This window comes from Aerococcus sp. BD502 (assembly GCF_057919555.1).
Map to the genome: position 1 here is coordinate 1,292,303 of NZ_CP147972.1, position 14,444 is coordinate 1,306,746.

The following is a 14,444-nucleotide window of genomic DNA, read 5'->3' on the forward strand; positions in this document are numbered from 1 at the left end:
TTTAGAAATCATTTAATTTAGTTTGGGGGAGTCCGAGTAGAAGGCTCCACATGGACGGCAATCGCATGGACATCGAAATTGGCCATGAGCGCTTCTTCGACGACTTCGGTAATAGCATGACTGGCTTGGACGGTGAGGTTAGGATCGACGAGAATGGTTAATTCCAAAGCCACGTTCGCCCCGTAACGGCGGGCACGGACACTGCCAATCGCTTCTACTCCAGGCACCTTTTTTGCGACCGTGGCGTATTTGACGAGATCTTCCGGTGGAAAGCCATCGGTTAAAAGGTAGACACTCTCGAGGAAAATTTCCAGGCCGGTTTTTAAAATAATGCCACCGATAATCAGTGACATGAGGCCGTCCAACCAGGGTAAGGCCAGGAAACTGGTTAAGGACGTTGCTGCCGTGGCCAGAGAAGTCAGCGCATCCGCAAAATTATCCTTGGCTTGGGCTTTCAGGCCTTGGCTATTCAGATTTTTTGCCAAGCGGCTGTTCATGCGGTAGAGGCCTATGGCGGCCACTGTCCCTAGCAAAGCGACACCGACAGTGGTCGGATCCAGAGCATGGCGAACCGGCTTCCAGAAGGCGCGCACGCTATCCAAGATGACTTCCAAACCAATAAAAATAATCAAAAAGCTCATGGCTAGGGTGGCGATCGTTTCTCCTTTCCAGTGGCCGTAGGGATGATCAGAATCGGCAGGGCGCCGGGCATAGCGAAGGCCAACTGCCATGGTTATGGCACTGATCGAGTCGGACAAGTTGTTCATCCCATCCGCAAATAGGGCGCGCGAGTGGAAGAAATAGCCGCCGGATAGTTTAGCCGCGGCCATGAGGCAGTAGGTGACAATGGTCACCCAGCTGGCCCGTTCTGCCTGCTCAAGATTACTGGCTGCTCCTTTCACAATTTACCTACTTTCTACGTTGGAAGATGAAATGCCCCAAGCGTCCCGCTGTCTTATTTTCCCGGTAAGAGTAGGAGGCGGGGTCTTCTAGGGTACAGGTGCTATCTTCAGTGATATGCTCGGGCAAAATGCCGGCCCCAAGGCATTGCTCCCTGACGACGCCTTGGTTGTCGATCAGCCATTTATGGGCCTTAGGGTCCTCACGAATGAGGCCAGCGGCAGCGGGTAACTTTTCAAAGGCTGCCTGCACATCCTGATCCACTTCAAAGCACTGCTGGCAGAGGCTAGGCCCTAAGCGGACGTGAATTTGGCTGAGGTCTACCTCGGGATGCTTGGCCTTAATTTTTTGGAAGGTTTGGCCCGTAATATTTTGCACGGTGCCCCGCCAGCCAGAATGAATGGCGCCAATTAAGCCACTCTGCGTCTCATAAAATAAAACAGGGACGCAATCGGCTGTTTGGACGGCTAAGAGGGTGTCGGACGCAAAAGTATACAAGGCATCCGTAGCGGGAATGGCTGTATCTACCGTCACAGCTCCTAGGCCCCAGGATGCTTCGTCGACTTCTACCACGTTTTGGCTGTGCGTTTGCTGGGGGAGGATCCATTGCGACAACGGCATATCCAAGCCAGTCGCCAAGTCTGCCCGGACGGCCAGACCCACTGCCGGCTCGGTTTTTAGGGAAAAATTACTGTCTTGGGGACTCTTGACTAAGGTGCGTCCCATGGTGATTGGCGCCGGACTCTCGTAGGTGATATACACAGGTCTCATTCCTTCCATAAACTTTACCTCTATTATAAGCTACCCCAGCCAGATAACAAAATAGGGCAGAGGTGGCTGAGTATTAAAAATACCATCTTTTGGAAAAAGATATGTTAGCTTTATTCCTCTAGATTTGTGTTTAGGACTACAGGCAAAAAGTCATCTTTCCTCAGGAGTTATGAAAAAATTTCTCAGCTTTTATTAAATAAATTTGTGAGGTGTCAAGCCGTATACTCGAAAAATGTTGTCGGATATATATTTTTGTTTTTCTGAAAGACACGGAGTGCATGCTAAAGACCTGCTAGTTCAGTTCGACCAGGCAGTCTAGGCATCCACTTCACTCAATGAAGAACCTGGTCATAGACCAGAACCTCCATGGAATTCCAGTGATCCTGACTGCTGATCTGGTCTCACTTTCTTATTAGCAGTGGTTAGCAGAGCGTATGCATATGTAGCTCTAGGAACGAAGTGACGTAGAGATACAATAATACGCTCAGCGTAAGCCGGTGCCACTGCTTTTCAACGCAGCGTCCTTTAGCACAAAAACGAAGTGACTTTTGAATAATTAGATACGAGATAGAGTTCTTTATGATTGACCGAGCATTGCTTGACACTAACCACTCACTGCACCCCCTTCGCTTCCTGATGGGGTCTATGCTATACTAAAGCTATTGAATTTTTGAGGAAAGAGTGCGTAGAAATTATGACTGAAGCGATATCAGGTTTTACCCTGACGGAGACTTTTTACTCTAATGATGTGAATAGTGAGGTGCGCGTTTATGACCATGAGCAGTCGGGTGGCCAAGTCATCTGGCTGAAAAATCAAGATCCGAACCGTGCCTTTGGGATTGGCTTTATGACGCCGCCGGAAACGTCCCAAGGGGTCGCTCATATTGTGGAGCATTGTGTGCTTTCAGGCTCCCGAAAATTCCCAGTGCGTGATCCCTTTATGACGATGATGAAGACATCCATGAACACTTTTTTAAATGCGATGACTTTTGCGGATATGACGGTTTATCCCGTGGCTTCGATGAACGAGAAGGACTTGCACCACTTGATGGACGTCTACTTGGATGCGGTCTTCTTCCCGAATATGCTTAAAAACGATAAAATTTTCCAGCAAGAAGGCTGGCACTATACGGCGGACGAAGAAACCGGTGAATTAGGGATTTCTGGTGTGGTCTATAACGAGATGCGGGGGGCTTATTCAAGTCCGGATCGCTTGGTCATCCAGCAAATGACCCGCAGCTTGCACCCGAAAACGACTTATGCTGTGGATTCAGGTGGCGACCCTTATGAAATTCCAACTCTAACCTATGAGGAATTCTGCCAGTTCCACCGCGACCACTACCGGCCGGAAAACAGCTTGGCCGTGTTATATGGGGATTTGGATATTGAACGCTGCCTGACGCAAATCGGTGAAGGTTATTTCAAACATTTCACGGCTTCTTTAGGCAAGGTGCGCCTGGAAACGCGCGAGCCGGCGGTGGGCAAGTATTGCGAGCGCCTTTACTTCAATGGTGACGAAGACATGCAGCCGGCTCAAGATAGCTACTATACGTATTCCGTGCCTTTTGGCTGGGCGACGGACCGCAAGCAGCAAATCACGCTCGCGGTTTTAATCGACGCCTTAGCCAATACCGAATCGAGTCCCCTACGCCAAGCCCTCGTGGAAAAGGACTATGCCAAGGACATTACCGGCTACCTCTCCAATAGCTATTACTTGGACTTCTCCCTCATTTTGGAAAAAATTAATGAGGCGAATGCCGAAGAAATTACGCAAATTATCGATAACACCATTGCCCAAATTGTCCATGATGGTCTGGATCAAGACCTCTTGGAGGCCTTGCTTAATTCCCATGAATTTATGCTGCGGGAAGCTGGCGGCAATATGCGGGGGGTCACCCGGGTTATTCAACTCATCTCCGGCTGGCGCTATGACATGCCGATTGAAGAAATTGTCAATTACACCGCTATTTACCAAGACTTGCGCGATAAATTAGGAACGGGCTATTATGAGGCCGTTTTGGAGAAATATTTCCTGAGCGACCACGGCCATCAAGTCCTCTGCCATATTCCGCGCACGGACTTATTTAAAGAAGCGGACCAACGCCAGGCGGAAAAATTAGCCGAAAAACGTGCGCAAATGTCGGCGGCGGAGTTTGCTGCCATTTGCCAAACGCAGGCCGAACTTTTAGCCTACCAAGAGCAGGAGGATTCGGAAGCTGCTAAGGCAACTTTGCCTAAATTAGAGCTTTCGGATGTGAAGCAAGAGATTACCCCGATTCCCCAAGAACGGGTTGAACTTCAAGGGGGTCAGCGCCTACTCTTCCATCCGCAGGAGACGGCCGGCGTACGTTACTTGCGCTTTGCCTTCCCATTGGACACGATTGCGGCGGAGGATTTACCGCTCGTCAGTGATTTAGCGGCCTTCCTCGGGAGCGTGGATACCCCCGACTTTGCTTATGGGGACTTGGATACGGCCTTGATGAAATATACCAATGGCTTATCGATCACGCCTAAAGTTTACCGCCATGTGCAAGATACCGGGGCTTATGTGGCGAAATTTGAAGTCTGCTTTGCGACTCTAGCGGGGGAAATGACCAATGCCTTAGCAATTTTAGAGGGTATTTTAAACGCCAGCGACTTTTCCGACACGAAGCGTTTGAAGAATTTGCTTGAGCGCATGAAATTGAGCTTTGAAGAATCGGCCGAATACCGCGGCCATAGCCTAGCGATTCGCCGCTTGCGGAGCTTCACCTGCCAAGCCGGGCAATTCCAAGAGCACTTGACTGGCCTGACTTATTATGACCACGTGCGGGAAATGCTGGAGGCCGATGCGGCAACTTTTGCCAGCTACCAAAAACGCTTGGGCGACTTGCTGGTTAAATTGTTTGATCCTGAACGTGTCGTTTTGAGCTTAACTGGCGAGAAGCATAATTTCCAAGCGACGCTAGCGGACATTGAAGCCTTCCTGGGCCACCTGACGCCTGTGGATGTGGCAGTGGTGCCTTTGACTTTTGCTTTGCCGGGGCAGAAACGGGAAGCCATTACTACGAACAGTAATGTGCTTTACGTGACCCAAGGGGAAGTCATGCCCTACACGGCCACGCAGAAAACGGGCAATGATGTCGTGCTGGCCAATATCTTAAGCCATAATTACTTGCATGAAAAAATCCGCGAGCAGGGGGGAGCCTATGGGGCAGGAGTGATCATGCAGCAAACGGGGGATATTTATGCCTATTCCTACCGCGATCCGCACATTGAAACGACCCTAGACACCTATGCCCAATTGCCAGAGGCTCTGGCTGAGCTTGACTTGACGCAAGAGGAGCTGGATCAATTTATTATCGGTTCCATGACCAGCTTCCACTATCCGATTGTGCCTGCCAACGTGAACCAGCTCATGCTGGGTCTATACTTCACCGGTCAAAATAAGGCCAGCCTGGAAGCCCGCCTCGCCGAAGCCTTAGAGACCAATCTCGACGACTTAAAAGTCAGCTACAACCGTCTCAGCCAGGCCATGAGTGCGCAAAATGTGGTGGTCATCGGCAATGAAGATCATATCCAAGAGAAAAAAGAATTTTTCGATGACATCCGCCCGTTGAAACAATAAGGCAAAGAAAAAAGTTGATGCGCGCATCAACTTTTTCTTTCCTGCTATTCAACTTCTTCTTCATCTTTCCGGTCTTTGTAAGCGAGATATAGGCTCTGGCCGATTGTGAAGATGAGGAGTAGGGCATAGCGTAATATTTTACGATTGCGTTTCTTTTGGTCATCTGAAATTGCCATCGTTAGCCTCCTTTTGTTTCATGTTACCACATTGGCTAACCCGCGAAAAGTAATTGAGACTTGAGAAATGCTTCAGAGTTAGAAATTGAGGATGAGATGATGAATGTAGGAATTGAACAAATCGCCTTTGCGACGCCGGAGCAGTATATTGACATGGCAGACCTGGCGAAGGCGCGGGGCATTGATCCGAAAAAATACTTGGAAGGCATTGGCCAAGACCTCATGGGAGTGCCCAAGCTTGCCGATGATATTGTGAGCTTGGGAGCCAATGCGGCCCAGGACATTTTGCTGCCGGAAGATAAGGAAGCGATCCGACTCGTTATTTTAGCCACGGAGAGTGGGGTGGACCAGTCGAAGGCGGCCGCTGTTTACGTGCACCACTTACTGGGTCTTAGTCCCCAAGCTCGTTCGGTGGAAATGAAGGAAGCTTGTTATAGTGGGACCGCCGCTTTGCATCTCGCGGCCACGCATGTCTTGGCCCATCCTAGGGAAAAAGCCCTCGTCATTGCCAGTGATATTGCCCGCTACGGCTTAAACACCGCTGGGGAGCCCACCCAGGGGGCTGGCGCAGTGGCCATGCTGGTGAGTGCTGATCCTAAAATTTTGCGCCTGAATCTTGACAGCAGTGTGCGCACGGAGGACTGCATGGATTTCTGGCGGCCCAACTACCAAAAAGAAGCGCTTGTGAATGGGAAATTATCCCTGACGCAATACCTCCATATGCTTCAGGAAACCTGGGAAGGTTATAAGACCGCTACCCAGTTGACCGTTGATGACTTTGCGGCGATTTGCTTGCATATCCCCTATACGAAAATGGGGTTAAAAGGCTTGCGGCGCTTGCGTCAGGAAGGTACAGAAGAAACGTCAAGACGCTTGGAAGCTGCCTTTCAAACGAGTACTTACTACAATCGCCAGGTCGGAAATATTTACACGGCCTCCCTCTACCTCAGCTTACTCAGCCTCTTGGAGCAAAATGAAAGCCTCCAGGGTGGGGAGCGTTTGGGCTTCTTTAGCTATGGTTCGGGCTCCGTGGCCGAATTTTTCTCCGGCACCCTAAGTCCTGGCTATGAGAAACATTTGCACCGGGCGCATCATGAAAGCCTGCTTAAAGAGCGGGAGCAATGGTCGATCGCGGCCTATGAAGCTAACTTTAAGGAAAACCTACCAATTAATGGCCAGACGAGGGAAGTAGCCCTCCCCCGAGCTGATCGTTTCCAATTGCTTAAAGTCGCTGACCATAAACGCTATTACGGCTAAAAAAAGCCAGCCGAAGAAGCTGGCTTGGCCCTTAAGACTTGGTCTTAGGGCTTATTTTTTTGCCTTTTTTGCAGGGGCATGTGCCCGGCTTGGATTCCTTCAGAGACCAAAGCCCTTAAGGCGGCTAGATTTTGTGCCAAGCCCAAAGCCGCTAAAATACCCATAAATTTTTGGGCTTTAGGCCGGCCGAGTAGATTGAAGGCCAATTGGGCGCCGGGCTGGCTATTGATACTGCCGCCAAGCGTACCTACGGGCAAGGGCAGGGTTAGTTCGCCTTGGAGCATTTCAATTTCAGGAGCGAGTGTCCAAGCGCCTAAGCCTTGGTAGTGGCCCCCTTGAACGGCAGCGGCATGCACGCCCGCTTCAATGGCCCGCCAATCGTTTCCAGTCGCCAAGACTAGGGCATCCACCCCGTTCATAATGCCCTTGTTATGGGTGACGGCCCGCTTGGGATCGATTTTGGCATAGGCGCTGGCTTGACTAATGCGCTTAGCGACTTCACTGCCCGCTAATTTACCCACTTTTAATTTACGATAGGGGATCTGGCAGCGAGCCGTAGCCAAAGCCTTTTCCCCGTGATTGGAGATAATAGCGAAGAGAGGGCTCAGCGGTAAAGCCGCCCGTTTAAAGTCCGCTTCTAACTGGGCCTGGATGGCTTCTAGCATGGTGTTTATCATATTGGCTCCCATGGCCTCCTGGGTATCCACGGTGAGGTAGAGGGTGTAGTAGCCCCTTGCCTTATCTTGAAAGCATTGGGTGGTAAGCGTTTGCGGGCCACCACCGTAATTTAAAATATCGGGGAAAGCTTCCCTAGCGACTTGCAGGAGCGTGGGGGTCGCTTGCGTTATTTTTTCCTGAAAAGTTTTTGCTAGGTCCGCTGACCAGGTGCCGGTAAAGGTGATCTGGCCTTCCATCAGCCGTTTAGGCACGTCCGTTTGAAAACCGCCCCCAGCCTTGGCGAGTTGTGCCGCAAAACTGGCTGCCTTAATGACACTCGCTTCCTCAATGACCATGGGCAAGACATAGTCCTCCCCGTCAATGTGGAAATTCGTCGCTAAGCCCAAGGGCAGGCCGAAGCTTCCGATGACTTGCTCAACCATGCGGTCAGCTTCTAGAAAACTTAAGGGCGAGCCGGCTAAAAGACGCTTCTCCTCTTGAGCGGTGAGAAGGCCTTCTTCCCTGAGCACTTGGAGGCGTTCGGCTTGGTTCTTCTGTTGAAAACGGCGAAAAGCGCGGGGCTGCATGGGGATTCCTCCTTATAAATCGTTATCAATATAAAAAAGCGGGCAGACCCGCTAGCTGAGTTTATTCTGCTTGTTCTAAAAGTAAATTGTCATCAACCATGTGGCCGTCACGAACATGAACGAAGGTATGACGGAAATCATCGTAGTCGATCCGATTGTCCTCCCCCAGTTGGTATTTGGCATTGGCTGTGAAATAGATGTTGCCAATCCCTGTCTCCACTTGGTAGGGGAATTCCTTAGAATCGGTGACTTTCGCTCGCATGATAATGCGATTATAGCCCGACTCGTCCAAGTCGGTTTGGGTATCTCGTACTGTCAGGAGGCACAAATTATCCAAACGGTCGAGTTCTTTTAATTTTTCAATCGCCTTACGAGTAAAAAATAGCCTCATTTATGAATCCCTTTCGAAATACATTTTATTTACGACTTGGCCAAGGTCTTCCTGTGCCAAGTTCTTGTGTACGAAGCCTATTATAGCACACTTTTGGCGGGTGTTTTTACTGTAGACGTATTCATTTTCCTGCGAGCGATTTCTTTTGCTTTTAAAAAAAAGAAAAAAGCCTGACCACCGTCAGACTTTTTGGCTAGCTTATTCTTTGTCGTCTGCTTCTTCAACTTCGGTGTCTTCTGCACCGATTACTTCGGGTTCAACTTCTTCGTCGACTGCTTCCTCTTCTTCAGGTTCTTCATCAGGTAGCGTGATTGAAACAAGCACGTCATCCATATCGGTGAGGATTTCAGCGTCTTCGATGCCTTCGAAGGTAATATCAGCAACAGAAATGGTATCGCCGATTTCCATGCCTGCCACATCTGCAATAATGGCTTCTGGAGCTTTGGCGGGTTCCATACGGGCTTCGATTTCGAAGATGTTCAAGGAAGCAATACCTTCCTTATCAGCCAATTTATCTTCATTTTCAATCCAAATTGGCAAGGTCACTTCGAGTTTTTCACCCGCTTTAATGGCTTGTAGGGCCACGTTGTAAATGATAGGCTTCAAAGCGGCACGTGAAATGTCACGCAAGAAAACAGTGCGTGTTTCTTCGCCTTCAATTTCTAATTGGAAAACAGAGTTAGAACCCAGCTCACGCTCGATTTCTTCAACGTCCATTTTATCGAGAACAATATTAATAGGTTCCATATCGCTAGCGTAGACGACGCCAGGGACGAGGCCGTCTTCGCGGTATTTTTTGGAAGCGGAAGTACCGGCAGCGTCACGAGTTTTTGCTACGTATTTCATTCTTTTCCCTCCTGAGCATTTACTTCTTCATAAAGAAATACACCATATGATACCATAGAAGCAAATGATGTTTCAAGTTGTGCAAATTTTAATCGCATATAAACCGTATTATAGCATAAGCCAGCGGGTTTTGGCTAGGGTTCTGGGGAAATTCCAGGCCTGGTCCCTGCTAGGGAGGAGTTTTGCAATGATTTACACCGTAACCTTAAATCCGGCCTTGGATATTGTCTACCAAACGGGGACTTTGACTCTAGGTGGCTTGAATCGGGCTCAGTCACAGGAGGTGGTTATTGGCGGGAAGGGCATCAATATTTCTGTTTTGCTGAAGCATTTGGGCTTGGAAAATATCGCCCTGGGCTTCCTGGGTGGCTTTATCGGATTCTATATTGAAGATGAATTGGCAAAACTCGGTCTAGAAACAAGCTTTTTAAAGCTTTCCGGCACCACACGTCTGAACACGAAGGTAAACAGCCAAGGGCAAACGGCCACGGAAGTGAATGCCCCCGGACCTGAAGTCGGCTTAGAGCAGCAGGAGGCTTTTTTAAAAGACTTAAAAAGTCGCCTCCAAGCCCAGGACACGCTGGCTTTGGCTGGCAATGCGGCGCCGGGAATAAGCCCGTCATTTTATGCTGCCATTGCCCGCCTCTGCCAGGAGAAGGACGTACACTTTGCCTTGGATACGAATCGTGATCTCCTCAAAGCTTGCCTGCCTTACCGGCCGGCCATCATTAAGCCCAATCAAGAGGAATTAGGAGACCTGGTGGGGCGCACTCTAGTAACAGCGGCGGACGTTTTAGGAGCAGCCCAGGAAATTCAAGCCTTGGGAGCGCGAAATGTGCTGGTTTCCCTGGGAGCAGCAGGGGCTCTCTTACTAACGGAAACTGGAGAAGTGTATAAAAGTCAAGCTCCTCAAGGCCAAGTCGTTAATCCTACGGGCGCTGGGGATTCTATGCTAGCCGGCTATTTAGCAGCCCAAGCAGCGGGGGAGACGGCAGACAGAGTTCTGCAGTGGGCCACGGCCTGTGGTTCGGCCACGGCTTTTTCCGTTGGCATTGCCGAGCGCCCTCTCATTGAAAAATGTTTTGCCCAAACCCGCATTGAACCTTGTTCAACACATTCTTAGAAAAGCTGCCCAAAAGAAGCTTATTATTGTATAATCAAGGCAACTGGGCGAATTGCCTAGAAATTTAAGGAGGAGAAAAATGGGTTTACAGGATTTATTTCGTGAGGATTTAATGGTCTTGGACCTCAAGCCAGCCCCTAAAAAGGCCGTGCTGGAACAACTTGCCAAGCGCTGTGCCCAAGCTGGTGCAGTAGAGGATGCCGAGGCCTTTGCCCAAAAACTATGGGCACGAGAAGAACAGTCCACAACTGGGGTGGGGGATGAAATTGCGATTCCCCATGCCCAAGATGCTTCGATTAAGGAAGCTGTCATTGTATTTGCGCGCTGTGAAGCGGGCTTAGCCTGGGAGGCGCTGGATAATCAGCCGGTAAAATTAGTTTACTTGATTGCGGTGCCCGCAGGCAGTGATAATGCTCATTTGCAGGCCTTGAGCCAATTATCCAGTGTATTAATGAAGCCGGGCGCTAAGGAGCAGTTCCTCCAAGCTACTTCTCCTAGCGCGGTGAAGCAGACGGTTGTTAAATTAAGCCAGCCTAAGGACGAGCAAACAGCCGCACCCGAGGAAACGAGGTCCAGTGCTCGCAAGGCCGCCAAGCCAGAAGCTAAGGAGGGCGCCTACCTGCTCGCCGTGACGGCCTGTCCGACGGGGATTGCCCATACCTATATGGCCGAAGAGAAATTGCGGCAGGCTGCGGAAAAACGGGGCCTAAAAATCAAGGTAGAAACCAATGGCCAAGTGGGGGTTGAACACCCGCTGACGGCAGAGGATATTCAGGTTTGTGATGCTATTATTGTCGGTGCCGATCGGAATGTAGAGATGACCCGCTTTGCCGGCAAGCCGGTTTTAGTGACGTCTGTCGGGGCGGGCATTAATCATGCTGATGAGCTTTTAGACCGCGCCTTGAGTGGGGATTTACCGATTTATGAAGCCACAGGTGACATCGAGTCCCAAGAGCTAGGACATGCTAGCGGTGAAAAGGAAAGTCTGGGCCGTCAGGCCTATAAGCATTTAATGAATGGGGTCTCCCACATGCTGCCTTTTGTGGTGGCAGGGGGCTTGTTAATTGCGCTTTCCTTCTTCTGGGGGATTAATTCTGCGGACCCAACTTCAAGTGAATTTAACGCCATTGCTCACTTTCTAAAAACCACGGGCGGCCTGGCCTTTGCCATGATGCTGCCGGTGCTAGCGGGTTTTATTGGCCGTTCCCTGGCGGACACCCCAGGCCTTGTTATTGGGATGATGGGTGGTGTCTTGGCTAATCCTAGTATTTTGACCGCCTTTTCGGCAGAAGGCTTACTGACGCACACCACCAGTTCGGGCTTTTTAGGCGCTATTGTGGCTGGCTTTCTGGCGGGAGGCATTGTGCGCTTCTTGCGCTGGGCCTTCTCCTGGCTGCCCAAAGCCTTGAACGGGATGAAACCCATTCTGCTTTTCCCTGTTTTCGGGGTTCTTATCATGGCGGTGATTATGTTACTGGTGGTTAACGGGCCCTTAGGACTCCTGTCTCAAGCCCTGGTGCATGGCCTATCCAGTGTGCCGAGGGAATTTAATATGCTCTTAGGTTTCATTGTGGCGGCGATGATGAGTATTGATATGGGTGGCCCCATTAATAAAGCAGCCTACGTTACTGGGACAGCACTGGTGAGCGAAGCCGCTGGCCAAGGCTCAGACATCATGGCTGCTGTGATGATTGGGGGGATGGTCCCTCCCCTAGCGATCGCCTTGTCGAGTACTTTGAAGAAGGATCTCTGGCCAGTAGCCCAGAAAAACAGTGCGCTCGTTAACTATGTCATGGGGGCGGCTTTTATTACGGAAGGTGCCATTCCCTTTGCGGCGTCGAAACCTTTGCGGGTGATTCCGTCTTTGGCGATTGCGTCCGGTTTGGCAGGCGCTTTAAGCATGCTATTTGACTGTGTGAGCTATGTCCCTCATGGCGGCATCTTTGCCGTGTTTGCTAACGGGGTCACCCATCCGGTTCTCTACCTCTTGGCTTGGCTCATTGGCGGTATCGTGGGGGCAATTTTACTCATCATTTTCCTCCGCGATAAAGAAAGTCAGGCCTAAGGAAAATTGACCAGCTGCACACAGGAAAGGGCAGAAGGAGGCTTGTATGCTTAAAGGAAAACACATTACTTTAGTCATTACTGGGGGGATTGCGGCTTATAAAACACCTCTTTTGCTACGCCATTTGGTGAAAGCAGGAGCCCAAGTGCGCATCGCTGTGACCCAACACGCCTTAGATTTCGTGAGTGAAAAAACCCTCGCTGTCTTGAGCGGCTATCCGGTCTTGGGCGGCAAGGACCCGTACCCCGATCCCGTCGGCCACATTGCGCTGGCGGACTGGACCGACCTCTTGTTGGTGGTGCCTGCTACGGCGAATACCCTCGCCAAACGAGCGCAAGGCCTCGCTGATAACGAAGCGGCCAGCTTGCTTTTGGCCTATGCGGGGCCAATCTTATGGGCGCCTGCGATGAATGAAAAAATGTGGACCCAAGCCCCAACCCAAGAAAACGTCCAAGTGCTTGAGGCGGAAGGGCACACGGTTCTCCTGCCGGCTTACGGTTACCTAGCAGAAGGCTATGCCGGTCGTGGCCGCTTACCAGCTTTAGAAGCCATCTTTTGGGCGGTCAAGGCCCAGCTCGTTCTCGCTGAATTTTCCAAGCCTTATCCGCTAGCCGGGAAAAAAGTGGTGGTCAGCGCCGGCGGCACGGTCGAGGCCTTGGATCCCGTGCGAGCCATCACCAATCACTCCAGTGGGAAGATGGGCTTGGCTTTAGCGACCGTGGCTAGCCTACTAGGAGCCCAGGTGACCTTCGTGGCGGCGGGTGAGGCTAGGCGCTTGCCAGTGCTGCCTCAAATTGAGGTCGATCGGGTCACTGACGCCCGTGAACTCGCTGCTGCCATGGTGAAACATAGTGCGGAGGCTGATATCGTGGTGATGGCAGCAGCGGTCAGTGATTACCGACCTCAAACTTCTGCCCCGCAAAAAATCAAAAAAGAAAAAGGCCAGGGCTTAAGCCTGGACTTGGTTGAGAATCCGGATATCCTCCAAAGCCTGCCCCACGGCGGCCAGCTCTTCTTGGTGGGCTTTGCGGCGGAAACGGAGCAGGTCTTAAAGTACGCCCGGGATAAATTCCAGCGGAAGGGTGTGGATTTACTGGTTGCCAATGATGTCAGCCAAGCCGGCCTCGGCTTTCAAAGTGAGCGGAATGCGGCCTACCTCCTCACGGCCGATGGGGAAGTGGCCTTGCCGCCCCAAGATAAAGTCGCCTTGGCTGGGCAAATTTTCCTAAAAATACTGGCAAGTCAGTAGTTACATGCCAAGCACACAAAAACTCAAAGGCAGCGCACAAGCGCCACCTTTGAGTTTTTTAATCTTCCTCCCCTAAGAGGTATTCATGCTCCTTCAGAGTGAAGGGCTCTGCTTCATTAATATGATCGTAGAAGAGGATGCCGTTTAAATGGTCAATTTCATGTTGAATAATAATTGCGGGATAGCCCTTGAAGCGTTGCTCGTGTGTTTCGCCACTTTCGTCTTGGTAGCGGACCGTCACCCGAGCGTAACGGGGCACGTAGCCTGGCCAATTTTCATCCACCGAGAGGCAGCCTTCACCTTCACGTAGGGCCACTTTTTCCACGGAGTGGCTAATGACACGGGGATTAATAAAAACACCGTCAATCACGGGATGCGTTTGGCCGTCCTCATCATACTCGGCAAAATGGCAGGCTGTCATCCGTTTTTTCTGATTGATCTGGGGGGCCGCTAAGCCCACGCCCGGACGCAAGCCGTATTTCTTGGCGATTTTTTCATCTTGAGAATTTAAAACATACTCCATCAGGTCGTGGGCCAGTTGCTGGTCCTCTTCACTAAGCGGAAATTCAACCGGCTCCGCTTTTTCGCGCAGGGTGGGGTGCCCGTCACGAATAATATCAGCCATCGTGATCATCGTTTGCATCTCCTTAATCGTCAATTCCTAGAATCACTTCATTTTCCCATGACTTCCCTACTTTGTCAAAAATTGCTGGTTCAGGCCTATCTTAATCGTAAGCCTTTCCGGTTTAAAAGACATAACTTGTAACAAATGAAAAAATAAAAGGATACAGTTACAAGCTAACAGGTTGTGAAAC

At 50.5% G+C, this 14,444-nt stretch carries 12 protein-coding genes; 5 read left to right on the forward strand and 7 right to left on the reverse strand.

Annotated features, from left to right (window positions below; all coding sequences use genetic code 11):
* Window positions 1-17: 17 nt before the first annotated feature.
* Both WF803_RS06040 and pgeF read right to left on the reverse strand, forming a co-directional pair.
* Window positions 18-902: a cation diffusion facilitator family transporter gene (locus tag WF803_RS06040; RefSeq protein ID WP_489610647.1), complete on the reverse strand. Its 885-nt coding sequence runs from the start codon at window positions 900-902 to the stop codon at window positions 18-20.
* A 7-nt stretch (window positions 903-909) separates the two neighbouring features.
* Window positions 910-1,680 (reverse strand): peptidoglycan editing factor PgeF, encoded by a 771-nt coding sequence (gene pgeF, locus WF803_RS06045; RefSeq protein ID WP_489610648.1) that lies wholly within the window; start codon window positions 1,678-1,680, stop codon window positions 910-912.
* 685 nt (window positions 1,681-2,365) lie between these two features.
* Between pgeF and WF803_RS06050 the strand changes: the two genes are divergently transcribed.
* Window positions 2,366-5,278, forward strand: coding sequence for an insulinase family protein (locus tag WF803_RS06050; RefSeq protein WP_489610649.1), 2,913 nt, complete (start codon window positions 2,366-2,368; stop codon window positions 5,276-5,278).
* Window positions 5,279-5,322: 44 nt separating this feature from the next.
* On the opposite strand, the gene WF803_RS06055 is transcribed toward WF803_RS06050, so the two are convergent.
* Complete coding sequence (locus WF803_RS06055) at window positions 5,323-5,454, reverse strand: hypothetical protein (protein ID WP_489610650.1); 132 nt, start codon at window positions 5,452-5,454, stop codon at window positions 5,323-5,325.
* 60 nt (window positions 5,455-5,514) lie between these two features.
* Here WF803_RS06055 and WF803_RS06060 point away from each other — a divergent pair, with 60 nt between their 5' ends.
* On the forward strand, window positions 5,515-6,711 hold the full coding sequence (locus tag WF803_RS06060; RefSeq protein ID WP_489610651.1) for a hydroxymethylglutaryl-CoA synthase: 1,197 nt from the start codon (window positions 5,515-5,517) through the stop codon (window positions 6,709-6,711).
* Window positions 6,712-6,755: 44 nt separating this feature from the next.
* Here WF803_RS06060 and WF803_RS06065 read toward each other — a convergent pair whose 3' ends face one another.
* The 3 genes from WF803_RS06065 to WF803_RS06075 all read right to left on the reverse strand — a co-directional run bounded on the left by WF803_RS06065 (window position 6,756) and on the right by WF803_RS06075 (window position 9,192).
* Window positions 6,756-7,955 (reverse strand): hydroxymethylglutaryl-CoA reductase, degradative, encoded by a 1,200-nt coding sequence (locus tag WF803_RS06065; protein WP_489610652.1) that lies wholly within the window; start codon window positions 7,953-7,955, stop codon window positions 6,756-6,758.
* A gap of 61 nt (window positions 7,956-8,016) precedes the next feature.
* Window positions 8,017-8,346 (reverse strand): iron-sulfur cluster biosynthesis family protein, encoded by a 330-nt coding sequence (locus WF803_RS06070; protein WP_489610653.1) that lies wholly within the window; start codon window positions 8,344-8,346, stop codon window positions 8,017-8,019.
* A gap of 198 nt (window positions 8,347-8,544) precedes the next feature.
* Window positions 8,545-9,192: a 50S ribosomal protein L25 gene (locus WF803_RS06075; protein WP_489610654.1), complete on the reverse strand. Its 648-nt coding sequence runs from the start codon at window positions 9,190-9,192 to the stop codon at window positions 8,545-8,547.
* A 187-nt stretch (window positions 9,193-9,379) separates the two neighbouring features.
* Here WF803_RS06075 and pfkB point away from each other — a divergent pair, with 187 nt between their 5' ends.
* The 3 genes from pfkB (at window position 9,380) to coaBC (ending at window position 13,629) form a co-directional block, all read left to right on the forward strand.
* Window positions 9,380-10,315, forward strand: a complete 936-nt coding sequence (pfkB, locus tag WF803_RS06080; RefSeq protein WP_489610655.1) for a 1-phosphofructokinase — start codon at window positions 9,380-9,382, stop codon at window positions 10,313-10,315.
* A gap of 79 nt (window positions 10,316-10,394) precedes the next feature.
* Entirely contained in the window at window positions 10,395-12,380 is a 1,986-nt protein-coding gene (locus WF803_RS06085) for a PTS fructose transporter subunit IIABC (protein WP_489610656.1), read from the forward strand.
* A gap of 46 nt (window positions 12,381-12,426) precedes the next feature.
* Window positions 12,427-13,629: a bifunctional phosphopantothenoylcysteine decarboxylase/phosphopantothenate--cysteine ligase CoaBC gene (gene coaBC / locus WF803_RS06090; protein ID WP_489610657.1), complete on the forward strand. Its 1,203-nt coding sequence runs from the start codon at window positions 12,427-12,429 to the stop codon at window positions 13,627-13,629.
* Between the two features lie 58 nt (window positions 13,630-13,687).
* On the opposite strand, the gene def is transcribed toward coaBC, so the two are convergent.
* Window positions 13,688-14,263, reverse strand: a complete 576-nt coding sequence (gene def, locus WF803_RS06095) for a peptide deformylase (RefSeq protein WP_489611903.1) — start codon at window positions 14,261-14,263, stop codon at window positions 13,688-13,690.
* Window positions 14,264-14,444 lie beyond the last annotated feature (181 nt).